Genomic DNA, 25146 nt, shown 5'->3' on the forward strand with positions numbered 1-25146 from the left:
TTGGCTATTCTCTTTTATGGTATAGTATTGTGACAAGGATAAAACCTCCAAATTTATAATAGTAAAAGGGGATTGTAATGAAAAAAAAATTAATGATAGTATTACTTGGAATGAGTGCCTTATTTTTAACAAGTTGTGGTCAAAAAAATGTAGAGACAACAACAGAGACAACGCAAGGTGTGAATAATACAATTGTTTATACATTAGAATATGATCATCAACAATACCAGTTTAACATGCTTGATGGTTGGCGTAAATTTCCAAATAGCGATCATAGCATTGCTTTTTTAGTGGGCAATAAAGATCAGGCCTCTTTTATGAGTGCTGGGTTTGAAGAAAAAGAAAAGCTAAGTTTATCGAGTTATAAAGATAAGTATATGGAGCGTCTGAAAGAAAATGATGTTACAGTGACTAATGATCCCGAATTAAAAAAATTAAATGGCATGGATGCTTATTACTTAGGTATGGATATGTTAGATGAAAAAGATCGAGTGTTGACTTACCGAGTCTATTTGATTGAAGGAGAGGATTATTTTATTAATCTCGGAGCTTGGACAAGCGAGCAAAATCCCTCTAAGGAGATAATACAAGGTCTGGATGACATTTTAGGAACCTTTAAAAAAAAATAAGTGCTAAAAAACCTTTGTAAGAAAGTTGGTTTGACTTTTCTTACAGAGGTTTTTCTTTATTTATTAAGATGATGTGTCATCCAATCATAAATATCTAATACGATTTCTTTATATTCTACTTCATTTAAAATTTCGTGCCTTAAATCGTAATATAGTTGGAGTGTGATATCAGAAAATCCATGATCAGTTAATTCTAAAGCTGTTTTTCTAGGGCCTTTACCGTAACTACCGACAGGATCTTTTTCACCGCTGATAATAAGTACAGGTAAATCACGTCTAATAGTTTGATACCAATTTTTTTGAGTGGCACGGTCCATTAAACTGATTAGAGTAAAAAAACCATTATTAGTGAAGATAAAGCCGCAATTAGTATCTTCTTCATATCGCACTACATTCTCTTGATTTTTAGATAGCCAAGAAAAATTTGATTTAGGATTTTTAATTCTTTGGTTGAACGATCCAAATAATAATTTATCGATAGCAGGATTGGTAATTTTAGGACTTAATTTATTCAATCCTTTGGTAATCGTATGAACAATAGATGCTTCTTCACGTCTAGCAGAAGTTCCCATTAAAATACTACCTGCTACATGATGAGAGTATTTCTTTAGATAATTTCTAAGAACGAAAGAGCCCATGCTGTGTCCCATAATAAAGATCGGTATTCCTGGATAGTGTTCTTGTATATACTTTGTTATTTGATAAGTATCTTCAATTAATAGTCCTGGAGTATGGTGTCCTTTTCCAAAATAACCTTGAATAGGGTGTGATGAGTGTAGAGACTGACCGTGTCCTAGATGATCGTGACCAATAACCATAATGTGATTTTCGTTTAAAATGTTAGCAGTTGGATTATATCTTTCTATGTGTTCAGCCATACCATGTACGATTTGTAAAATTGCTTTTGGTTTCTCTTTAGAATTAGTTTTCCAAATAATACCTCTTAAAGGTGTTTGTCCATCTGTAGATAGAATATTAAATTCATATGTCATAGTTTTTACCTCTTCCAATATAGTCTCTTATGTTCATTATAGTCTATTTAAAAGTATTCAACTAATATAATGCGTATGTTTATATTGGGGGATTAGATGGATGAGAAATTACTACAAGGAAGACAATTATTAAAAAAAGAAATACCTAAAAGAGCTTATGAAAAAACGATTAATTTAGCTTTTATTGAAACGAGAAAGGCCATGATAATCACAAAACATTATATAGAGTGCCAGAGGTGTGGTTATAAAGGAACAAAAAAGAATTGTTCATTAACTAATAATCAATATTTCTGCCCTCAGTGTATTCAGTTAAAGCGAGTAGATTCTACGGAACTACTTATTAGCCTGCCTGTAGGTGAGAACCTTGAGCGTGATGTCACTTTTTGCTTTGAAGGTGTTCTTACAACAAAGCAAAACAAAGTATCTCAAGATTTACTCAAAGCTTATGCGAGAAAAAAAACACATTTAATTCATGCGGTGACTGGTGCTGGGAAGACTGAGATGTTATTTGAATTAATTAAACAAGTATTAAGTGATGGTGGTAGAATCGGAATTTCAGCACCACGAGTAGATGTGTGCTTAGAACTTTATCCAAGACTTAAAAAGGTTTTTCCTGATGAGGATATTGACTTATTATATGGTGAAAGTAAGGTAGGTTTTACAGGAGCTTGTTTTATTATTTGTACCACACATCAACTTTTACGCTTCTATCACTTCTTTGATGTACTGATTATTGATGAAGTGGATGCCTTTCCATTTAGAAATGACAAGTATTTACAGTTTGGTATGAGGCAATCACTAAGAAAAGAGGGGATGTTAGTCTATATGACGGCAACATCTACACCATCCTTAGAAGAAGAAGTAACAACATCTAAGGGAAGAATTAGTTTAGTTTCAAGACGTTTTCATGGTTTTGACTTACCTGTTCCTAAGTTGAAATATATTAAAGGGTTAGCGAAGCATTTGAGAAAAGGCCGTCTTCCACGTTATTTAGTTTTAGCATGCCAGCAGACAAGTCAAAAGATATTGATTTTTTTTCCTAACATAGAGTTGATGACAACAAGTTTTTTGCTACTTCAAAAAAAGTTTCCTAACAAAAATATTAATTATGTCTACGCTAGTAAAAAAGATAGGGAGGATATTATTAAAAAAATGCGTAAAGGGGAGTGGGATATATTATTAACAACAACCATATTAGAGCGCGGTGTGACTTTTTCTAATATATCTGTTTTTGTTATTTGCGCTGATCATAGAGTCTATAACAAAGCAAGTTTGATTCAAATAGCAGGCAGAGTGGGAAGAGATAGGTACCATCCTAGTGGTCAGGTTATTTTTTTTCATGAAGGTAAAACAAAGGCAATTAGACAAGCTGTCAGTGAAATAAAAAAAAGAAACAAGGAGAGTTGAAAATGAAGTGTCTTCTATGTCAAACTTCTTTTGAAAATAGGATAACCTTGAAGAATTTAATGTTTGGAAGCCAACTAACTATAGATAGTTGTTGTCTAAAGTGTTTTTCTGGTTTTTCAAAAATTGATTTAAAAGATGTTAGTCGGTGTCAAATGTGCCTCAAAAAAATAGAAGAATATTGCGGGGATTGTGACTACTGGAAAAAGCTATATCAGACTGCTAATTACCACCATGCTTTATTTGATTACAACGACAGTATGAAACACTATATGAAAGTCTTTAAATTTGAAGGTAACATAAAGTTAAGTGAGGTATTCAATCAAGAAATATCACAATTTTTTAGTTCTTGTTCGTATGATTTAGTCGTACCTATTCCGTTATCTAAAAAAAGGTTAAAAATAAGAGGTTTTAACCAAGTGGAAGAGATATTAAAGGCGTCAGAAATTTCATATACTGACCTATTAATGAAGAAGAAACACACGAAGTCACAGTCAAAGTCTAGTCGTCAAGAAAGGTTAATCAGTTATCATGCTTTTCAAGTGAAAAAAGGAAAATACCCTGATATTAAAGGGAAGAAACTAGTTCTAGTTGATGATATATACACTACTGGAAGCACTATTTACCAAGCTAGACAAGTATTACTTACAGCCGGTGCTAAAGAAGTTATCACTTTAACATTAGCTAGATAGAATAATTAAAGCGCTTTACATCAAACTATTTGTTATTTTATCATAAATTAGTTATAATAAATGTATAAAGAATGAACAAAAGAGTGGTCCTTAAGTTCATACCTTTAGTTTTAATGATAGATGAAAGGGGTAATTAGTATGTTTAGATATAATGTTAGAGGAGAAAACATTGAGGTTACTCAGGCAATTAGAGATTATGTAGAGAAAAAAATTGGAAAACTTGAAAAATATTTTACAAATGTGCCAGAATCAACAGCACATGTAAATTTAAAAGTATATTCTGATAAAACGGCAAAAGTGGAAGTAACTATCCCACTACCATACTTAGTTCTAAGAGCAGAAGAGACTTCTCCAGATTTGTATGGAAGTATTGACTTAGTTGTTGATAAACTAGAAAGACAAATCAGAAAATATAAAACAAAAATCAACCGTAAATCAAGAGAAACAGCTTTAGATACAGTAGTTATCTTTGAAGCAAATGAAGAGGTTGAGACAAATAATGAACCTGATTTAGAAATCGTTCGTACAAAACGATTATCGTTAAAACCTATGGACAGCGAAGAAGCTGTATTACAAATGAATATGCTAGGACATAATTTCTTCATCTTTGAAGATGCAGAAACAAATGGTACAAGCATTGTTTACAAACGTAAAGATGGCAAATATGGATTAATTGAAACTAACTAAAAAGAAAAAGGGCACTTTGTCATATTGATAAAGTGTCTTTTTTATGGATAAATCTCAAAAAAAAATAGGAAAGAAGGTCTTTTTTGTAACAAAGAGTTTTATTTTTTTGAAAGAAATGATAAAATGTGTGGGATGACCTTATAAATGATAAAATAAATTTTTCATAATGTGTAAGGATGAGAGGGTAGGATAAAATTCATGGCTAATTTTTTAAAACAATTAATTGAAAATGATAAAAAAGATTTAAGACGTTTGGGGCAAATGGCAGATAAAATTGATGCTCTAGCGCCACAATACACAGATATTACAGATGAAGAGCTACAGGCTAAAACTGAGGAGTTTAAAACTCGCTATCAAAAAGGTGAAAGTTTAGATGATTTATTATTTGAAGCTTTTGCAGTCGTTCGTGAATCTGCAAAACGTGTTTTAGGACTATTCCCTTATAAAGTACAGTTAATGGGTGGTATCGTCCTACATGAAGGTGGAATTCCTGAAATGAAAACAGGTGAGGGTAAAACTTTAACGGCGACAATGCCTGTTTATTTAAATGCAATCTCAGGTGAGGGAGTACACGTTGTAACAGTAAATGAGTATTTATCAACTCGTGATGCTAGCGAAATGGGTGAGTTATATAACTTTTTAGGATTAACTGTTGGTTTAAATACTAATGCTAAATCCGCTGATGAAAAACGTTTAGCCTATGCTTGTGACATTACTTACTCAACTAATAATGAGTTAGGTTTTGACTACTTAAGAGATAATATGGTGGTTTATAAAGACCAAATGGTGCAACGACCACTAAACTTTGCTGTAGTGGATGAGGTGGATTCAATTTTAGTGGATGAGGCTAGGACGCCACTTATTATTTCAGGCCAAGCTGAGAAATCAACGGCATATTATGTACGTGTTGATTCATTTATTAAAACATTAAAAGAAGAAGAAGATTACAAAATTGATGTGCCTTCAAAAACGATTAGTTTAAGTGAAAAAGGTATCTCAAAAGCTGAAAAGCATTTTGATTTAGAGAATTTATATGACATTGAAAATGCTTCACTGACTCACTACGTGGATCAATCACTAAGAGCAAACTTTATTATGATTCGTGATATTGATTATGTGGTTCAAGATGGTAAAGTCATGATTGTGGATCAGTTTACTGGTCGTATCATGGATGGTCGTCGTTACTCAGATGGACTTCATCAAGCAATTGAAGCTAAAGAAGGCGTTGAAATTGAAGATGAAACTAAAACAATGGCCAATATTACATTCCAGAACTACTTCCGTATGTATAAAAAATTATCAGGTATGACTGGTACAGCTAAAACTGAGGAAGAGGAATTTAGAGAAATCTATAACATGCAAGTTATTCAAATTCCAACGAACAAGCCTATCTTACGTGATGATAAACCAGATTTATTATACCCAACACTAGACTCTAAATTTAGAGCTGTTGTTGAAGATATTAAAACGCGTCACGAAATAGGGCAGCCTGTTTTAGTAGGTACCGTTGCTGTTGAAACGTCAGAATTATTATCAGAATTATTAAAGGAGGCTAACGTGCCTCACCAAATTTTAAATGCAAAAAATCATTTTAAAGAAGCAGAAATTATTATGAACGCTGGTCAACAAGGATCTGTTACTATTGCCACAAACATGGCTGGTCGTGGTACAGATATTCGTTTAGGTATGGGCGTGCGTGAATTAGGTGGTCTTGCAGTTATCGGTACAGAACGTCACGAATCTCGTCGTATTGATAATCAGTTACGTGGTCGTGCTGGTCGTCAGGGAGATCCTGGTATGTCACAATTTTATCTATCCCTGGAAGATGAGTTAATGCGTCGTTTTGGTTCTGAGCGTATTAAATTACTCCTAGATAGAATGAAGCTTGAAGATGGAGACGCAGTTATTCAAAGTAAGATGTTATCAAAACAAGTTGAGTCAGCTCAAAAACGTGTTGAAGGTAATAACTACGATACTCGTAAAACGGTTTTACAATACGATGATGTTATGCGTGAGCAGCGTGAAGTTATTTATCGTCAGCGTCGTGAAACCATTACTTCAGATAAAGATTTAACACAACCATTACTTGGTATGGTAGAAAGAACCATTAGCCGTTACGTAGATGGCCATACTCAAGGTGAGGAAAAAGACTGGAACTTAGTTGGTTTAGTTGATTTTGTTAGCTCAACTATTACTCATGAAGATGACATTTCTGTAGAAGATTTTAAAGGTAAAAAACCAGAAGAGATGAAAACCTTTATTTACGATAAAGCCCGTCATATTTACGATGAGAAAGCTGAAATTTTAAGTAGTGAGGAGCAATTATTAGAGTTCCAGAAAGTAGTTATTTTAAAAGTAGTGGATACAAAATGGACAGATCATATTGATGCAATGGATCAATTACGTGAGTCGATTGGCTTACGTGCTTACGGTCAAAATAACCCATTAGTTGATTATCAAACAGAAGGTTATGAGATGTATAATGATATGATTGGTTCAATTGAGTATGAAGTAACACGTGTCTTCATGAAGTCTGAAATTAGACAAAATGTACAACGTGAACAAGTTGCTCAAGGAGAAGCTTTAAAACCAACCCAAGACCAAGGAGTTGTTTCATCAAATGAGAAACAGCGTCCTGTTAAAGTTGATGATAAAGTGGGAAGAAATGACTCTTGTCCTTGTGGTAGTGGTAAAAAATACAAAAATTGTCACGGGAAACCGATGTAAATGTGTTGTAGGCGACTTAGTTAACTCTGAGTCGTTTTACTTTTTGAAAGGACTGATCTAAATGGAGTTTAGTGATGCAAGAAATAAGTTAGATGAGATTAGTGTCAAAATAGATAATTTTAGGGGGTCTCTTTGACTTAGAGGCTTTAGAAGAAAAGATTGCAGAGTGTGATTTTCAAATGTCTTCTCCTGGATTTTGGGATGATAACACTTCAGCACAAGTTGTGATTGATGAATCCAATCAATTAAAAGGTAAATATGAAACATTTAAGAAAATGGAAGAATCTTTAGAAGAACTAGAGCTATTATTAGAAATGTCTAGTGAGGAAAATGATTTAGAGCTTTTTGATGAATTAAAAACGCAACTAATTCTGCTGGAGGAAGTTGTTAATAGTTATGAGTTATCTCAATTGCTTAGCGAGTCTTATGATCATAATAATGCCATACTAGAATTACATCCTGGAGCAGGTGGCACTGAGTCTCAAGATTGGGGCAGTATGTTACTTCGTATGTATACAAGATGGGCTGATGACAAAGGGTTCAGCATTGAAACTTTGGATTATCAAGCGGGTGATGAGGCAGGGATTAAAAGTGTTACGCTTTTAATTAAAGGCTACAATGCTTATGGTTATTTGAAATCAGAAAAAGGTGTTCACCGTTTAGTGAGAATTTCTCCTTTTGATTCTAATAGTCGCAGGCATACATCATTTTGTTCAGTTGATATCATGCCAGAACTTTCGACTGATATTGAGATAGATATTCGTCCTGATGAATTGAAGGTAGATACGTATAGAGCTAGTGGTGCTGGAGGGCAACATATCAATAAAACAGATTCTGCTGTTCGGATTACTCATTTACCAACAGGAATAGTTGTAGCTAGTCAAGCACAAAGGTCACAACTTAAAAATAGGGATCAAGCGATGAGTATGCTGAAATCAAAACTGTATCAGCTAGAAATTGATAAAAAAGCTGAGGAAGCAGCTGCTATTAAGGGTGAGCAATTAGAGATTGGTTGGGGCTCTCAGATTAGATCATATGTGTTCCATCCCTACTCTATGGTAAAAGATCATAGAACTAATTATGAAGTTGGAAATACTCAATCGGTCATGGACGGAGATATTGATAATTTTATTGATGCTTACTTAAGATGGAATTTATTAGAATCTTAAGATACATTTTTAAGTTGAATTGACATATAATTGTAATCAAAAGCTAAAGAAGTCGTGTTATACTGATACATGGTTAGAATAGACTAATGAAAATAAAACATGTTGGAGCGATATATATGATAGAAATGAAAAAGGTAACAAAAAAATACTCCAATGGGACAACGGCGATAAGAAACCTCTCTGTTAATATTAATCAAGGGGAGTTTGTCTATGTAGTTGGGCCAAGTGGGTCTGGTAAATCGACATTTATTAAGTTGATGTATCGTGAAGAAAACGCAACAAAAGGTCAATTGACTGTGTGTGGTTATGATCTTATTTCAATAAAAAATCGTAATGTACCTTATTTACGCCGTGAAATAGGAGTCGTTTTCCAAGATTATAAATTATTACCACAAAAAACAGTGTATGAGAACGTTGCATATGCGATGCAAGTTATTGGTAAAAAATCAAGAGAAATTAAAAAAAGAGTTTTAGAAGTCTTAGACCTAGTTGGTTTAAAACATAAAGTTCGTGTTTTCCCAAGTGAATTATCAGGTGGGGAGCAACAGCGTGTGGCAATTGCTAGAGCAATTGTGAATACACCAAAAGTTTTAATTGCTGATGAGCCAACAGGAAATCTAGACCCAGAAAATTCAATGGAAATTATGGAGCTTCTAGATAGAATTAATACTCAAGGAACGACAGTAGTGATGGCAACACATAATAGTAACATTGTAAATTCCATTCGCCACCGAGTAATAGCAATTGAAAACGGTCGTATTATTAGAGACCAAGATGAGGGGGATTATGGTTACGATGATTAGTAATTTTTTTAGACATTTAGGTAGTGCCATTAAGAATTTAAAAAGAAATGGTTGGATGACACTGGCATCAGTCAGTGCGGTAACTGTGACATTAACGTTGGTAGGGATTTTCTTAGGAATCATTTTAAATGTAACTAAGATTGCTGATGATATTAATAATAATGTGGATGTATCAGTATTTGTTGATATTGGTACACCAGAAAAAGATATTAAAAAATTAGGTGAAGAGCTAAAAAAAGTACCTGATGTAGAAACAATCACATTTTCTAGTAAACAAAATGAATATAAAAAACTAACAGATAAATTAGGAGATACATGGAAGTTATTTAATGGGGATGATAATCCTTTACATGATGTCTATGTTCTAACAGCTAAAGATTCTGAGGATATTCCTTCTATTCAAAAAGCTGCAGCTAAGTTACCAAATGTTCATAAGGCTGATTATGGTGGTGCCAATTCAGATATTTTATTTAGTATTTCAAGAAATGTTAGATTATGGGGAACGATTGTAGCGGTCTTTTTACTAGCAGTTGCTATTTTCCTAATCTCAAACACCATCCGTATTACGATTATTTCAAGAAAACAAGAAATAACTATTATGCGTTTAGTTGGAGCTAAAAATGGCTATATTAGAGGGCCTTTCTTCTTAGAGGGAGCCTTCATTGGAATATTAGGTGCCATTATTCCGATGCTTTTAGTTTCATTTGGATACTCTCAAGTTTATTACTTATTTACAAAAAGTATGATCAGTAATGCTGCTTATGATTTAATCTCACCAGGAACTTTGGTTTTAAAATTAAACATTTTACTATTAGTTTTAGGTATGGTTATCGGATCATTAGGTTCAGTGATGTCAATGCGACGCTTCTTGAAAGTTTAATCAAGTTTAATAATTGTCATAAAAAAGGTAGGGGATTAGTCCTCTCCTTTTTTTTAGGTCTTAAATGGCGTAATTTATAGGACAATAGATTGTAAATTAATTGTAAAAAGTCTTGCATTTTCTTTTCTGAAACTATATGTTTAGGTAGTAAGATTCAACATATTATATTTAGAAAAAGATATTTGTAAATATTTGGGAGGTACTTTGATGAAGAGAATATCAAAGATGATTGGGGCTATTGGTTTTGTGGTGATATTATCAGGATGTAGTGGTATTGATAATGGTGAATCAATCAATGCTGTAGGTTCATCAGCAATGCAACCTTTAGTAGAAGCTGCAGGAGAGCAGTATAGTAGTATCCATTTAGGAAAATTTATTAATGTTCAAGGTGGAGGAAGTGGTACCGGTCTTAGCCAGGTACAATCAGGCGCTGTTGAAATTGGTAACTCTGATTTATATGCAGAAGAAAAACCTGGAATTGATAGTGCAGCTTTAGTGGATCATCAAGTAGCAGTAGTTGGTTTGACACCGATTGTAAATAAAGATATTGGGATTGATAATATATCAATGTCAGACTTGAAAAAAGTTTTTACTGGTGAGATTACAAATTGGAAAGAAATTGGTGGAAGTGATGTACCTGTTGTTATCATCAATAGAGCTGCTGGAAGTGGGAGTAGACATACTTTTGAGCAGTGGGTCTTAAACGGAGAAGAAGCAAAACGCTCACAAGAGCAAGAGTCAACTGGAATGGTAAGACAAATTGTCAGTACTACACCTGGTGCTATTAGTTATATTGCTTTTTCATATGTAACAGATGAGGTTAAAACGTTAACTATTGATAACGTTAAACCAACTGAGGATAATGTAAAAACTAATGACTGGGTTATCTGGTCATATGAGCATATGTATACAAAAGGAGAGCCAGAAGGCCTAACAAAAGAATTTCTAGAGTTTATGTTAACATCAGAAGTTCAAAAGGATATAGTGCCGCAATTAGGATATATATCTGTTAATCAAATGAAAGTAACAAGAGATATTGAAGGTCATGTAACGTTTGTTTCTAAATAAATAGGATATATTGTAGGAGGATCTATTTTGGAAGATATTCAGAGTAAGTTACTTAAAAAATCGAAAAAAGCAAAATTAGAACAGTTTGGGAAAACAATTAGTTTTTTGGCTATTTTAGTAATTGTCATAATTGTCATTGCTATTTTTTATTTTGTTGCAAGTAAAGGTTTAGCAACATTTTTTACTGATAAAGTCAGGTTATCTGAATTTTTATTTGGGAGAGACTGGAACCCAGGTTCGACAAATGATGCAGGTAGACCTTTAGTTGGTGCTTTACCGATGATAACAGGTTCATTTGTTGTTACTCTTTTATCAGCGTTGATTGCGACACCATTTGCAATTGGAGCTGCTGTTTTTATGACAGAGATTTCACCAAAATTAGGAACTAAAATTTTACAACCAGTTATTGAATTATTAGTAGGGATACCATCGGTTGTTTATGGTTTTATTGGTTTGTCAGTTGTCGTTCCTGCTGTTAGAAATGTTTTTGGAGGATCAGGATTTGGTATTTTAGCTGGGACATTTGTTTTATTTGTTATGATCTTACCAACTGTTACCTCAATGACAGTAGATGCACTAAAATCAGTTCCAAGACATTACCGTGAAGCATCACTTGCTCTGGGAGCTACTCGTTGGCAAACGATTTATAAAGTTGTCTTACGCGCCGCAATTCCTGGTATCTTAACTGCCGTTGTTTTTGGTATGGCTCGTGCTTTTGGTGAAGCCTTAGCTATTCAGATGGTTATTGGTAATGCTGCGCTTATGCCACATAATTTGATCACACCAGCATCAACCCTAACAAGTGTTTTAACAATGGGGATTGGTAATACAGCAATGGGTAGTTTAGAAAATAACGTGTTATGGTCTTTAGCATTATTATTATTATTAATGTCACTATTCTTTAATATTGTTATTCGATTGATTGGTAGAAAAGGAGAAATGAAATAATGAATGCAAAAAAAGTTGATAAAATTGCAACAGGTGTTTTATACGGGATTGCAATTATTATTACATTAATCCTAGCGAGTTTGATTTTATATATTTTAGGTCGTGGCTTACCTCATATTAGTTGGAATTTTTTGACGAAACCATCAAAAAGCTTCCAAGCAGGTGGTGGGATTGGGATTCAATTATTTAACTCGTTTTACTTACTGATTATTACAATGCTAATTAGTATTCCTATCTCATTAGGAGCAGGTATTTATTTGTCTGAATATGCAAAGAAAAATCGCTTTACTGATATTGTTCGTACCTCGATAGAAGTATTAAGTTCACTACCATCTGTAGTAGTTGGTTTGTTTGGATTTTTAGTATTTGTTATTCAAGCAGGGTTTGGCTTTTCAATTATTTCAGGAGCCCTTGCGTTAACGTTTTTTAATTTACCGCTGTTAACACGTAATGTGGAAGAGTCATTAAAAGCAGTTCATTATACACAACGTGAAGCAGGTCTTGCTCTTGGCTTATCTAGATGGGAGACAGTAACACGTGTGGTTATTCCAGAAGCACTACCTGGTATTTTGACAGGTGTCATTTTAGGATCTGGGAGAATTTTTGGTGAGGCAGCTGCTTTAATTTATACAGCAGGACAATCTGCTCCAGCTCTTGATTTTACTAACTGGAATCCTTTAAGTATTACAAGTCCTTTGAATATCTTTAGACAAGCAGAAACACTAGCTGTTCACATTTGGAAAATTAATAGTGAAGGTAATATGCCAGATGCCGCTCAAGTATCAGCTGGAGCATCGGCTGTTTTAATCATTGCTGTTTTACTGTTTAACTTCTTAGCTAGGTTCTTAGGTAAGAAACTACATAAAAAAATCACATCAGCTTAGATTGGAGATCTAAATGAAAAAATATAATCTTGATGACACACATATTATACGTTTTGACCCAATGAATCCAGACATTGCTTTAGCAACGAAAGATTTACGAGTTTTTTATGGTCAAAATGAAGCTATTAAAGGCGTTTCATTAGAATTTAAAAAAAATAAAATCACGTCACTTATTGGTCCTTCTGGATGTGGTAAGTCAACTTATTTAAGATCATTAAATCGAATGAATGATGAAATCTCTGGCACAAGTATTTCTGGTGAAATTATCTATAAAGGTATTGACATTAATTCAACAGAAGTTGATGTATTTGAGATGAGAAAACATATTGGAATGGTTTTCCAACGACCAAATCCCTTTAGTAAATCAATCTATGATAATATTACATTTGCTCTAAAGCGACATGGTTTAAAAGATAAAAATGAATTAGATGAGATTGTTGAAACAAGCTTAAAGCAAGCAGCCTTGTGGGACCAAGTAAAAGATAACTTAAATAAGAGTGCCCTTGCGTTATCTGGGGGACAACAACAACGCCTTTGTATCGCTAGAGCGATTGCTATGAAACCAGATATTTTACTATTAGATGAGCCAGCAAGTGCTCTTGATCCTATATCTACAAGTAAGGTAGAAGAGACTTTAGTTAATTTAAAAGAAGACTATACGATTATCATCGTAACACACAACATGCAACAAGCATCTCGCATTAGTGATTACACAGCTTTCTTCTATATGGGACAAGTAATGGAATATGACAAAACGAAAAAAATATTTACGCGTCCTAAGATACAAGCGACAGAAGATTATGTATCAGGTCATTTTGGATAAGGAGAATTAGCATGTCTATTATAGAATCAAACGATTTACATTTATATTACGGAGAACATGAAGCTTTAAAAGGTATTACTATGGATTTTGATAAAGGGGGTATTACAGCTCTTATTGGACCATCTGGCTGTGGTAAATCAACATTTTTAAGAACGCTAAACCGTATGAATGACTTGATTCCATCTGTGACCATTACTGGTAAAGTGACTTATAACAATCAAGATATCTATAGTCCTAAAACGGATATCGTTTCTTTAAGAAAGCAAATTGGAATGGTCTTCCAGCAGCCTAATCCCTTCCCATTTTCTATTTATGATAATGTAGTATATGGATTACGTTTAGATGGTAAACCATCAAAAGCAGAACTTGATCGTGTCGTTGAGGAGAGCTTGAGAGCTGCTGCTGTATGGGATGATGTGAAAGATAAATTAAATAAGAGTGCCCTTTCTTTATCAGGTGGTCAGCAACAAAGAGTTTGTATTGCCCGTGTATTGGCAGTTAATCCTGATGTTATTTTATTAGATGAACCAACAAGTGCTCTTGACCCTGTATCTAGTGGTAAGATTGAAAACATGTTACTAGAATTAAAAGATCAATACACCATGATCATGGTGACTCATAATATGCAACAAGCCTCTAGAATTTCTGACAAAACAGCATTCTTTTTAAATGGAGACTTGATTGAATATAATAAAACGAAAAAAATATTTTTAAATCCAAGTGAGAAAGAAACAGAAGATTATATCACTGGTAAATTTGGATAATAGTAGGAGGACGAAAATGTTAAGAACTCAATTTGAAGAAGACTTACAACAATTACATGACAAGTTTGAAAAGATGGGAAATGATGTGAACACAGCTATTCAAAAATCTGTTAGAGCATTTATTGATCATGATAAATCATTAGCTAAAGAAGTGATTGAATCAGATGGTATTATCAATCAACAAGAACAAGGGCTTGAGAAAAAGAGTTTTGAGATGATTGCCCTTCAACAACCTGTTACAACTGATTTAAGACGTATCGTTACGGTTATGAAAGCTAGTTCTGATTTAGAGCGAATGGGAGATCATGCTGTATCTATTGCTAAGGCAACTATCCGTTTAAAAGGTAATAAGCGTGTTTTATCTATTGAAGAAGAAATTTCAGAAATGGCCAATGCCGTGCAAGGTATGGTTAGTGAAGTATTGGAAGCTTATATCAATACAGATAGCGAGCGTGCTATTGAAATTGCAAGAAGTGACCGTAAAATAAATGAATATTCAAAATCAATTTACAGAGATTCCATTCGTGCTATGAAAGAAAATCCAGAAATGGTAGTCGTTGGAGCTGATTATTTACAAGTAGCTGGATTTTTAGAGCGAATCGGGGATTATGTCACTAATATTTGTGAATGGATCGTGTATCTTATTACAGGGAAGATCTCTGAATTAGTTGATTAATAAAAGAGTTGGCCTTTTGGTCAGCTTTTTTTATGCAACCATCTAAAAAGTCTGTCTTTAAATACTAATCATGACGCATCTTGAAAATATATCTGGCTTTGATACAATTTGTAATGTAGTTGTAACCTTTTTATTAGTTATTTTATGGTATAGTACTTATTGTAGATTATTATGAAGAATGGAGTTAGAGATAAAATGAAATTAAAAAATAAATTGATGTTAACAGTAGCAGCAACAGCACTAATTGGTTTAGCTTGTCCAAGCGTTATTAATGCTGATAACTTAGATAGCAAAATTGAAAATTCTGAAAAGAAAATCAATGATTTATCAAGTCAAAAAGCAAGTACAGATAAAACATTAGCGCAAATTGATTCAGATATTTCTAACTTAAATACTGAGATTAATCAAGTATTAGTTGAAAAGACAAAGTTAGAAAAAGAAGTCAATCAACTGTCTGTAGAAATTAAAGAATTAGAAAAAAATATTGAAAAAAGAAATACTCAAATAGAAGAACAAGCACGTTCAGCTCAGGTCAACAATGATCAACAAGATCTTGTTAATGTGCTACTTGATTCAGAATCTGTTTCTGATGCTATTGGACGTACTCTAGCTTATAAAAAACTAGTATCTGCTAACAAGGATATTATGGAAACACAAAAAAGTGATAAAAAAGCTTTAGCTGAAAAGAAACAAGATATTGAGAACAAAGTCAAAGAAATTTCTGAAAAAGCAGCTACTTTACAACAAAAACAAGAAGAGTTAGAGGTTGTTCAAGCAGAGCAAGTTCAATTAGCTTCTCAAATTTTAGCTAGTCTAGATCAAGAAAAAAATAATAAAGATAAATACGTTAAAGAAAAAGCAGTAAAAAAAGCAGCTGAAGAAAAAGCAGCAGCTGAAAAAATTGCTAGAGCAAATGAAAAACGTATGAAAGAGATTGCCGCTCAAGAAGCAGCAGCTCAAAAAGAATTAAAGGTGCAAAAAGAACGTCAACAAAAAGCAGCTGAGGAAAAACAATTAAGTGCTGAAGGTCCAGTATCTATTTCTAAACCATCAAGCGAGGTAGGTTCAAGTGACAATTCTAAATCAGAAGTCACAGTTGTTGAAGAAGAGAGTGTTGCTTCTGATGAGTCAAATGATAACGGTGGCTCAACAACTATTGTAGCAAATGACAGTGGATTTATTAATCCTTTATCAGGTGGTTATACAATCACAAGTGGTTTTGGATCAAGAACAGATCCTACAGGTTATTCTGGTGGATTCCATGATGGTATTGACTTAGCTACGTCAGCTGGTACACCAATTATGGCATCAATGGCTGGTACAGTTGTGGAATCAAGCTATCATCCAAGTGCTGGTAATCATGTGATTATTCAACATAGCAACGGCTTATATACATACTATATGCATATGAATGCACCAGGTATTGGAGCAGGTGCTCAAGTTTCAGCAGGTCAAGTGATTGGTGCTGTTGGAACAACAGGTAACTCTACTGGTAACCATTTACATTTTGGTATCAGTTCAAGTCTTTGGGGTGGATTTATTGATCCAACATCAATGCTAAGTTTCTAAGCTAATAATACTAAAAACAACTAAGGGTTTCCTTGGTTGTTTTTTTATTTGAATTAATAGGTATATTCAATTGGACAGTTGATTTTTGAATAATCTGAATTTGTTAAAAATTAAGAGTTTTAACATGTCTGATATAAAAATACTTAGGTATGAGTAAGTCTTGAAATAGATAAATAAATCCAACTTGGGACCTATGACAATGGAAAGTTATTAGGGCATAATGTATATATAAGTTAGAGAAAGAAAACTACAGGAGGTTTTTAATATGCAAGAAAGAGAAAGAATTTTAGATTTAGTTAAAAAAGGTGTATTATCTACTGAGGAAGCACTGATCCTCTTGGAAAATATTGCAACTGAAAAAGATGAAAAACTGATTAATTTGGAAGAAACTCAAATTAAATATCATAAAGAACTAGAAAAAGATCAAGTAGAGGATGATTCATTTGATTCAACTGCTGTTGATGATTCTATATTAGAAGAAATATTAGAACAAATTGTAGCAGAGGAAAGTAAAAAATCAGTTGAATATGACAATTTATCATTAAATTTACAAGATATTCGTCAAGATATTCGTGATACTAAGGAACAAATCACAGTTTTAAATACAATGGAAGATTTGGATACATTGACTGAAACTAAGAGAGCTGAAAGAGATCAATTAGAAAAAGAATTGGCTTATTTGGAACAAACAGAGCTTTTACTAGATGAAGAAAGAGAACAATTATCTGATGAGTTAAAGCATTTGAAAAAAGAAAAACGTGATGCTGAACAAAATGAGTTTACTAGTAAATTTGACATCCCAGAAGATTGGAAAGAACAAGCAGGAGATGCGATTAATCAAATGACTGACAAGATGGGAGAAGCAGGTAATCAGTTTTCTAAATTTATTAAAAAAACAATTGATGTCGTAACAACTACAGTTAATGATAATGTTGATTGGAAAGATGTGAATATTAAAGTACCAGGAGTAGCTAGTCACCAATTTAAACATGAATTCTTTTATCCAAATATTAATATCAGCATTATTGACATTAAAGTTGCTAACGGAAAAGTTGATATTAAGTCTTGGAATCAAAATGATATTAAAATTGAAGCAAACATTAAATTTTATGGTAAATTAAATCATGCAACACCTTTAGAAGCTTTTATTGAGCGAAGTGAAATTTCACTTGATAATGATACTTTATCACTACAAGTACCAAACAAACGCTTAAGTTGTGAGTTTACGATTTATTTACCTAAACATACTTATGATTTTGTTTCAGTGAAAATGTTAAATGGTGATGTTGAAATAAAAGAGTTGTTAGTTGGAGATATGTTTTTAAAAACGACAAACGGTGAAGTGACTGTGAAAGATGTTATTGGTACTATGTTAGAGATACAAGGTGTTAACGGTAATATGGATTTAATTGATTGTAAATTAGTTGACTTCATCGGTCAAACAGTCAATGGTAATATCATTACTAAATCTATGATCGAATCCATTCAAGCCTCTTTAGTGAATGGTGACATCAAATTAACGACTTTCAATGACATCAGTAAAGTAAATGCAACGACGATCAACGGTGACTTAAAAGTCTCAGTACCATCTGCTTATGGAATAGATGGTGTTTGCCAGACAAATTTTGGAAGCATCAAAAATAGACTAGCTAATATTGAGGTATTAAGAGAAAAAACCGATAAATTAAATCAGTATCAAGAATTTAGAAGAAATCAAGAAGAAATAGTAACATTATCTTTAAATACAAAAACAGGAAGTATTTATCTAAAAGATAATGAGTAAGGAGTGAACAACATGGGTAGACGATTAACAAAATCTAGTACAAATATTGTTTTAACAGGGACACTAGCAGGGATTGCTGAGTATTTTAGAATTGATCCAACTTTAGTAAGAATCATCTACGTCTTATTATCATTTTTCACACTAGGATCTCCGGTGATTTTATATATTGTCTTAGCTCTAATTATTCCATCAGCTAAGTCAAATTCAACAAAGGGATATAGAAGTCATTCTTCTTATAAAAAAGAAAAGAAAAAATTCTATGGTCAAAATAATGATCTTAAAAAACCACGAAAAGAAGCAGAAAAAATTGATGATGATGAATGGAGCGACTTTTAATGACGTATTTTCAACGTTTAGTTGTTAATACATTGGCTTTTATATCACTATCAGTTATTTTTCCTTCCATGTTTTATGTAGGTAATTTTATGATTGCAGTGATTGCAAGCTTTGTATTATCAATACTAAATCTTTTTATTAGACCAATATTACATATTTTATCTTTACCTATTACTATTTTAACTTTTGGCTTATTCAGCTTTGTTATTAATGGTTTTATGTTGATAATGACTTCTAATATTGTTGGTAAGACAGAGTTTGCCTTCTCAAGTTTTTGGTCGGCTATCTTTATCTCATTAGTCCTTTCATTTGTAAATTCTATTGTGTCAAACTATCATGCAAGTAAATATTGATGAAAAAGCCATCGTTTCAATGGCTTTTTTTTTGTTTTATGCTAGGATAAATATATAGACTAAAATGATGAAGGAGTTTGAGTATGTCCAAAGTAATTTATGATAAATTAAAACCATTAACAATTAAGAGAGAGTTAGCTCCTGTAATGTTGACGGATGAGACTATAAAAGAGCGTGTTGCAAAAGTGATTGAGAATATGGAAGAACAAAATTTAGATGCTCTTGTTATTTATGGGGATTTAGAGCATGGTTCAAGTTTTGAGTATTTAACTGGTTTTGTAACACGTTTTGAAGAAGGAATGCTTGTGTTGCATCGTAATCAAGAGGCATTTTTACTCTTAGGAAATGAAAATATTAATAAAGCTAGTAAGTCTAGAATTCCAGCAAAAGGGATTCACATGCCACAATTATCTTTACCAAATCAACCAATGGAAAATGATGGTCAAATTTCGTTATATTTTGAGAATGCTGGGTTAAAGGAAGGGCTAAAGGTTGGTGTTGTTGGTTGGAAACTGTTTACTAGTAAAGTAGGCCAAAATAATACGTATTTTGACGTGTCATCGTTTTTGATTGATGCTTTGAAAGAAGTAGTAGGTTCTAAGAATCTTAGCAATCAAACTGAGTTGTTAATTGGAAGTAGATTCGGAGCACGTGTGACTAACAATGCTAATGAAATTGCTCATTATGAATTCTGGTCACAATTAGCTAGTCAAGGTATTATGAGTGCCTTAGATATTATTAAAGTAGGTATTTCTGAAATGGAACTAGCACATGTGATGCAAGATTATGGACAACCAAGGAGTGTTGTTACAATAGCTGCAACGGGAGAACGTTTTGAGCTAGGTAATATCTATCCAACTAGAAAAGAAGTTGCCTTAGGAGATGCTATGAGCTTAACCGTTGGATATAAAGGTGGATTATCTTCAAGAGCTGGTTATGCTGCTTTTGAAAAAGAAGATTTACCAGTAGAGCAACAGGATTATTTAGAGGTTCTTGCTAAACCTTATTACAAAGCAATTTGTACATGGTTAGAAACTATTAAAGTGGGAATGGTGGGCGCTGAATTATATGAGAAGATAGAAGAAGTATTCCCTAAAGAAGTATACAACTGGTCATTAAATCCAGGACATTTATTTTCTGATGAAGAATGGTTATCCTCACCAGTGTATCCAGAATCTCGTACTATTCTAGAAAGTGGCATGATGTTTCAAACAGATATCATTCCATCAAAGGCTGGTTATGCTGGAACTAGTTGTGAAAGTGGGATTGCACTGGCGGATGAAGAACTAAGAGCAGAAATAAAAGAAAAATATCCAGAATTGTATCAAGTCTTCATGGAAAGAAGAAGATACATGAGAGAAGAATTAGGAATCAAATTAAGTGAAGACGTTTTACCTATGACAGATACTGTAGCATTTTATCGTCCTTTCTTTTTAAATAAAGAAAAAGCATTAAAGATTAACTACTAAAAAAAGTCGTTTAAACATCCTATTATTAGTAACATAACAGGGTGTTTATTTTATATAATGGAAGTAGATATCTGTTTTATAATAGGAGGATTATCTATGTCGGACATAAAAAAAGCATCAGCAGTATCACCCGCACCATCAGTGCCGCCTCTACCAATAGCTGCTAATGAACCCAAATCAGTTGATTTTAATTATGTGATGAAAATTTGTTTATTATATGGCAAAATTTTACAAGAAAGTAACGCAACAAATGATATGATTCAAAATAGTATAAAAAAAATAGTTAATCATTTGCATTTAGAAAGTAATGAAATATCTACATATAATGCAGAAACTAGCTTTATTATTATTAACCGTCATGATAACTCAATTAAAATGATTCCAGTAAAAAATGCATCTTATAATTTTGAGAAGATAGTAAAAGTTGATCAGTTGTTAGAGGATTTTTTAGCTAATAAAGTAAATACAGATGATTTTTTTAAAGGTCTACATACGATCAATGAAAAATCATACCCTTTTAAAGTTAGAACTCAAATATTGAGTGCAGGATTAGTATGTGCTGGGATGTTTGTGATTATTAATGGGATGGACTGGGCGAGGATTTTATTAACTTTTGTCTTAGGTTTTGTTAGTTATTATGTTTTCTTGGTGCTCCAAAAGTATTTTAATATTAAAATTTTTTCCATTCTAGCCTATTCAACATTTTTATGTTTAATGTTAGTATTACTATCTCGTCTAAAAGTTATTGATGAGCCGTATTCCATTTTATTTAGTTGTATTATGCCGCTCTTACCAGGGACGACTTTTGTTAACTCAATAAAATCAATCATGGATGGTAATTACATTTCAGGTATCATTCAAGTTATGGATGCAATGAACACAGCTCTGATGCTTGGTTTACCTGTAGCGATTATTTTTACTAGTATGTTGTAGGAGGAAAAGAGATGTTAGTCAAATTATTTTTTAGTTTTATTGCAGGCTCAGGGACCGGTGTGTTATATAATACAGAGCAAAGGTTAATTGTATATTGTGGTGTATCAGGTATGTTAACTTGGTTTGTTTATAATATTTTTGCATTAATGAATTTTTCTGAAGCTTTGGCCTCCTTTATTGCATTAATGGCACTGACTTTCTTTACTCGATTTTTAAGTAAGTTAACTAGGGTACCAAGTATGATGTTCAATATTGCTGGTATTATGCCGATTGTTCCTGGTGAATTATTATTTAAAACCTTTAACAATTTATCAGAAAAGCATTATGAAGCTGCAGTTAGCTACGGTTTTCAAGCTGTATTAGTAGGTGGTGCTATTGCTATTGGATTTATGTTAAATGAAGTGATTGCAAGAGGCTTTCATTTAGCAAAAGATACAATTCAAAATAGTAATTTGGATATTTAGTATAATTCTCTTAGGGAATGATTTAAATGTCATTCTCTTTTTTGTCTCTAAAATGGTAAAGCTTATATAAGCTAGTAGATAGATTTTTTAGTTTTGTTAAGTTTTAATAGACGACTTATAAAAAAACGTGAATGTTTAGAAAGCGTAGGCTAGAATATCGAGGCATTAAATGATAGAATAAAGCAGTTAATAGTTTGATGGAATGGAAGTGATTGAATGGTTCAAATTTCAGATATAGTCAACCGGTTACAATTAGACGTCTATTCTGGAGAAGATTTTTTAAGTAGAAAAGTAACGTCAAGTGAGATATCACGACCGGAATTAGAATTAACGGGGTATTTTAATTATTATCCTCATAACCGAATTCAAGTTTTTGGTATGAAAGAAATGAGTTTTGTTGAGCAAATGTCTCATGCTGAAAAAGATATTATTTTTAGAAAATTATGTGATGTTGATACACCAGCATTTGTTATAGCTAGAGGCTTTGATGCCCCGGAAGAATTAGTTAAAGCGGCTATTGAAAAAGGGATCCCTATTATAAAATCAACTATCTCAACATCTCGCCTCTCAGGCATGATCTCAAACTTTTTAGAAAGTGAACTTGCAGAGAGAATTTCTATCCACGGTGTATTAGTGGAGATTTACGGACTGGGTGTATTGATTCAAGGAAAGAGTGGGATTGGAAAAAGTGAGACCGGGTTAGAATTAATTAAAAAAGGTCATCGGTTAATTGCTGATGATAGAGTTGATATCTATAGACAAGATGAGCGAACAGTTATTGGAGAATCTCCTAAAATTTTAGAGCATTTGATGGAAATTCGAGGTATTGGAATTATTGATGTGATGAACTTGTTTGGTGCTAGTGCTGTCAAGCATCATACTCAAATTAATTTAGTGGTGAATTTAAAAGATTGGAGTACAGATAATACGTTTGACAGGTTAGGTTCTGCAACTGGATCAATTAATTTGGCTAATGTTGCTGTTCCCAAAATTAGTATTCCAGTTTCAAATGGTCGTAATGTTGCTACGATTATTGAAGTAGCTGCTATGAATTTTAGGGCACGAACTATGGGGTATGATGCCACTAAAAAATTCGAAGATAATTTATCTAAATTAATCGAACAAAATTCAGAAGAAGAAGGTGATTAATGTTGCTTGCTACAATTGATCCAACAGCGTTTCATATTTTCGGTATAGGTATTCAGTGGTATGCTATCATTATTGTAACAGGGATTGTTCTTGTTTCTTGGATGGCAACAAAAGAAGGAATGCGAGTTGGTTTACAAGAAAATGACGTGATTGATTTCATGCTTTGGGCTTTACCAATATCAATTATTGGTGCCAGACTATATTATGTTATTTTTGAATGGAGTTACTACTCACAGCATCCAAGTCAAATATTAGCTATTCGTAATGGTGGACTAGCTATTTATGGTGGTCTGATTGCTGGGGCTATTGTGTTGTATTTTTATACAAAAAATCGTTTTATTAATACATGGACTTTCCTAGATGTAGCAGCTCCTAGTGTATTGCTTGGGCAAGCTATTGGTCGTTGGGGTAATTTTATGAATCATGAAGCCTTTGGTGAAATCACAACGAAAGCTTTTTTACATAAACTACATTTACCTTCATTTATTATTAATAATATGTACATTGACGGAGCTTATCGACAACCAACGTTCTTATATGAAAGTGTCTGGAATCTAGTTGGTTTTATCATCATCATCTTATTAAGAAGGAAAAAAGATTTCTTCAAACAAGGTGAAGTAGCTCTATCATATGTGATTTGGTATTCATTTGGTCGCTTCTTTATAGAAGGGATGCGAACAGATAGCTTAATGGCCTTTGGTGGTTTGAGAGTGTCGGAATTACTATCAGCCATACTATTTGTAGCAGCTATTGTCATTTTTTGGTATAGAAGAAAAAATGATAATCTACCGTATTATAACCGTGATAAAGGTGATATAAAAAAAGCAATATAAGCTATTAAGGAAGAGGTGATGTGTCCAACAATCACCTTTTCCTTTTTTAAGCTATTATGTTAGAATACTAGTTAGTACGTATTTCTAAAGGAGACTTATTAATGAGACAAAAAATTGCTGTGCTAGGAGCAGGTTCTTGGGGAACAGCACTAGCTATGGTTTTGGTTGAAAATGGTCATCATGTTCATATTTGGGGACATCATCCAAGCCAAATTGAAGAAATAAATACTCAACATACGAATTCAAAATATTTAAAAGATATTAAGCTACCTGAAGCTTTGATTGGTGAAACGAGTTTAGAGGATTGTGTGAGGGATGCTGATGCTGTTTTATTTGTAATCCCAACGAAAGCTATGAGACAAGTGGCTAGAGATTTTGCTGAGGTTTGTCAAAATAAACCAGTTATTATCCATGCAAGTAAAGGACTTGAACAAGAAAGTTATAAACGTATCTCTGATATTTTAGAAGAAGAAATTCCAGCTAGTAAACGTGAGGGAATTGTTGTATTATCAGGGCCAAGTCATGCAGAAGAAGTTGCTGTAAAAGACGTGACGACTATTACAGCAGCATCTAGCTCACTAGCTTGTGCAGAGTATGTTCAGCATCTATTCTCAAATGCTTATTTTAGAGTGTATACTAACACTGACGTAATTGGCGTTGAGATGGGGGCGGCCTTAAAAAATATTATTGCCCTTGGTTCTGGTGCTTTAGACGGATTAGGTTTTGGTGATAATGCAAGAGCAGCGATTATGACAAGAGGATTAGCTGAGATTAGTCGTTTAGGTGTTGAAATGGGGGCAGACCCACTAACGTTTATTGGTCTAAGCGGTGTTGGAGATCTAGCAGTTACTTGTGCTAGTGAGCATTCTAGAAACTTTAAAGCAGGTTATTTACTTGGACAAGGTAGTAGCTTAGAAGATGTTCTGGATAATATGGGTATGATTGTGGAAGGTGTTTATACAACAAATGCCGCGTACGAATTAGCCAAAGAACGTGATATTGATATGCCGATTACAGAGGCTATTTATGATGTGATTTATAATGGAGAAGATATATCTACAACTATTAAAAATATTATGTTAAGAGACTACAAATCAGAATAGGAGATTAA

At 33.2% G+C, this 25146-nt stretch carries 25 protein-coding genes; 24 read left to right on the top strand and 1 reads right to left on the bottom strand.

What is annotated here, in order from left to right; all coding sequences use genetic code 11:
• Nucleotides 1-77 precede the first annotated feature (77 nt).
• Complete coding sequence (locus tag VSF34_RS03995) at nucleotides 78-629, top strand: hypothetical protein (RefSeq protein ID WP_326717762.1); 552 nt, start codon at nucleotides 78-80, stop codon at nucleotides 627-629.
• Between the two features lie 56 nt (nucleotides 630-685).
• Here VSF34_RS03995 and VSF34_RS04000 read toward each other — a convergent pair whose 3' ends face one another.
• A complete protein-coding gene (locus VSF34_RS04000) occupies nucleotides 686-1621 on the bottom strand; it encodes an alpha/beta fold hydrolase (protein WP_326717763.1) in 936 nt (311 codons plus the stop codon).
• Nucleotides 1622-1717: 96 nt separating this feature from the next.
• Here VSF34_RS04000 and VSF34_RS04005 point away from each other — a divergent pair, with 96 nt between their 5' ends.
• From VSF34_RS04005 to VSF34_RS04115, 23 genes are all read left to right on the top strand, one after another.
• Complete coding sequence (locus VSF34_RS04005; RefSeq protein ID WP_326717764.1) at nucleotides 1718-3028, top strand: ATP-dependent helicase ComFA; 1311 nt, start codon at nucleotides 1718-1720, stop codon at nucleotides 3026-3028.
• Between the two features lie 152 nt (nucleotides 3029-3180).
• Nucleotides 3181-3717 (top strand): ComF family protein, encoded by a 537-nt coding sequence (locus VSF34_RS04010; protein WP_326717765.1) that lies wholly within the window; start codon nucleotides 3181-3183, stop codon nucleotides 3715-3717.
• A gap of 138 nt (nucleotides 3718-3855) precedes the next feature.
• Nucleotides 3856-4404, top strand: coding sequence for a ribosome hibernation-promoting factor, HPF/YfiA family (gene hpf / locus VSF34_RS04015; protein ID WP_326717766.1), 549 nt, complete (start codon nucleotides 3856-3858; stop codon nucleotides 4402-4404).
• A 198-nt stretch (nucleotides 4405-4602) separates the two neighbouring features.
• Nucleotides 4603-7131, top strand: a complete 2529-nt coding sequence (gene secA / locus VSF34_RS04020) for a preprotein translocase subunit SecA (RefSeq protein ID WP_326717767.1) — start codon at nucleotides 4603-4605, stop codon at nucleotides 7129-7131.
• 61 nt (nucleotides 7132-7192) lie between these two features.
• A protein-coding gene (gene prfB, locus VSF34_RS04025) for a peptide chain release factor 2 (protein ID WP_326717768.1) occupies nucleotides 7193-8300 on the top strand; the annotation gives its coding sequence in 2 pieces (ribosomal slippage) (nucleotides 7193-7264 and nucleotides 7266-8300; 1107 coding nt in all).
• A 116-nt stretch (nucleotides 8301-8416) separates the two neighbouring features.
• A complete protein-coding gene (gene ftsE, locus VSF34_RS04030) occupies nucleotides 8417-9103 on the top strand; it encodes a cell division ATP-binding protein FtsE (protein WP_326717769.1) in 687 nt (228 codons plus the stop codon).
• Nucleotides 9096-9983, top strand: coding sequence for a permease-like cell division protein FtsX (ftsX, locus tag VSF34_RS04035; RefSeq protein WP_326717770.1), 888 nt, complete (start codon nucleotides 9096-9098; stop codon nucleotides 9981-9983). Before ftsE ends, ftsX begins: the two co-directional genes overlap by 8 nt.
• Nucleotides 9984-10190: 207 nt before the next feature.
• Nucleotides 10191-11051, top strand: a complete 861-nt coding sequence (locus VSF34_RS04040; protein WP_326717771.1) for a phosphate ABC transporter substrate-binding protein PstS family protein — start codon at nucleotides 10191-10193, stop codon at nucleotides 11049-11051.
• Nucleotides 11052-11078: 27 nt separating this feature from the next.
• Entirely contained in the window at nucleotides 11079-11999 is a 921-nt protein-coding gene (pstC, locus tag VSF34_RS04045) for a phosphate ABC transporter permease subunit PstC (RefSeq protein ID WP_326717772.1), read from the top strand.
• Nucleotides 11999-12883: a phosphate ABC transporter permease PstA gene (gene pstA / locus VSF34_RS04050; RefSeq protein ID WP_326717773.1), complete on the top strand. Its 885-nt coding sequence runs from the start codon at nucleotides 11999-12001 to the stop codon at nucleotides 12881-12883. Before pstC ends, pstA begins: the two co-directional genes overlap by 1 nt.
• Before the next feature lie 13 nt (nucleotides 12884-12896).
• Complete coding sequence (gene pstB, locus VSF34_RS04055) at nucleotides 12897-13706, top strand: phosphate ABC transporter ATP-binding protein PstB (protein WP_326717774.1); 810 nt, start codon at nucleotides 12897-12899, stop codon at nucleotides 13704-13706.
• 11 nt (nucleotides 13707-13717) lie between these two features.
• Nucleotides 13718-14470 carry a phosphate ABC transporter ATP-binding protein PstB gene (gene pstB / locus VSF34_RS04060; protein WP_370659270.1) on the top strand — a complete coding sequence of 251 codons (753 nt, stop codon included), beginning with the start codon at nucleotides 13718-13720 and terminating at the stop codon, nucleotides 14468-14470.
• Between the two features lie 16 nt (nucleotides 14471-14486).
• Entirely contained in the window at nucleotides 14487-15146 is a 660-nt protein-coding gene (gene phoU, locus VSF34_RS04065; RefSeq protein ID WP_326717775.1) for a phosphate signaling complex protein PhoU, read from the top strand.
• Nucleotides 15147-15341: 195 nt separating this feature from the next.
• Nucleotides 15342-16715 carry a murein hydrolase activator EnvC family protein gene (locus VSF34_RS04070; RefSeq protein WP_326717776.1) on the top strand — a complete coding sequence of 458 codons (1374 nt, stop codon included), beginning with the start codon at nucleotides 15342-15344 and terminating at the stop codon, nucleotides 16713-16715.
• Between the two features lie 265 nt (nucleotides 16716-16980).
• Nucleotides 16981-18498 (top strand): daptomycin-sensing surface protein LiaX, encoded by a 1518-nt coding sequence (gene liaX, locus VSF34_RS04075; protein WP_326717777.1) that lies wholly within the window; start codon nucleotides 16981-16983, stop codon nucleotides 18496-18498.
• 12 nt (nucleotides 18499-18510) lie between these two features.
• Complete coding sequence (locus tag VSF34_RS04080) at nucleotides 18511-18834, top strand: PspC domain-containing protein (RefSeq protein ID WP_326717778.1); 324 nt, start codon at nucleotides 18511-18513, stop codon at nucleotides 18832-18834.
• On the top strand, nucleotides 18834-19187 hold the full coding sequence (locus VSF34_RS04085) for a phage holin family protein (protein WP_326718019.1): 354 nt from the start codon (nucleotides 18834-18836) through the stop codon (nucleotides 19185-19187). Before VSF34_RS04080 ends, VSF34_RS04085 begins: the two co-directional genes overlap by 1 nt.
• Before the next feature lie 83 nt (nucleotides 19188-19270).
• Nucleotides 19271-20656 (top strand): M24 family metallopeptidase, encoded by a 1386-nt coding sequence (locus VSF34_RS04090; RefSeq protein ID WP_326717779.1) that lies wholly within the window; start codon nucleotides 19271-19273, stop codon nucleotides 20654-20656.
• A gap of 96 nt (nucleotides 20657-20752) precedes the next feature.
• Entirely contained in the window at nucleotides 20753-21589 is an 837-nt protein-coding gene (locus VSF34_RS04095) for a threonine/serine exporter family protein (protein ID WP_326717780.1), read from the top strand.
• An 11-nt stretch (nucleotides 21590-21600) separates the two neighbouring features.
• Complete coding sequence (locus VSF34_RS04100; RefSeq protein WP_326717781.1) at nucleotides 21601-22053, top strand: threonine/serine exporter family protein; 453 nt, start codon at nucleotides 21601-21603, stop codon at nucleotides 22051-22053.
• Between the two features lie 216 nt (nucleotides 22054-22269).
• Nucleotides 22270-23202 (top strand): HPr(Ser) kinase/phosphatase, encoded by a 933-nt coding sequence (gene hprK, locus VSF34_RS04105; protein ID WP_326717782.1) that lies wholly within the window; start codon nucleotides 22270-22272, stop codon nucleotides 23200-23202.
• 2 nt (nucleotides 23203-23204) lie between these two features.
• Nucleotides 23205-24035 carry a prolipoprotein diacylglyceryl transferase gene (lgt, locus tag VSF34_RS04110; RefSeq protein WP_326718020.1) on the top strand — a complete coding sequence of 277 codons (831 nt, stop codon included), beginning with the start codon at nucleotides 23205-23207 and terminating at the stop codon, nucleotides 24033-24035.
• Nucleotides 24036-24136: 101 nt separating this feature from the next.
• Nucleotides 24137-25138: an NAD(P)H-dependent glycerol-3-phosphate dehydrogenase gene (locus tag VSF34_RS04115; protein ID WP_326717783.1), complete on the top strand. Its 1002-nt coding sequence runs from the start codon at nucleotides 24137-24139 to the stop codon at nucleotides 25136-25138.
• Nucleotides 25139-25146 lie beyond the last annotated feature (8 nt).

The organism is Vagococcus jeotgali, from assembly GCF_035918315.1.
Lineage (GTDB): Bacteria > Bacillota > Bacilli > Lactobacillales > Vagococcaceae > Vagococcus > Vagococcus jeotgali.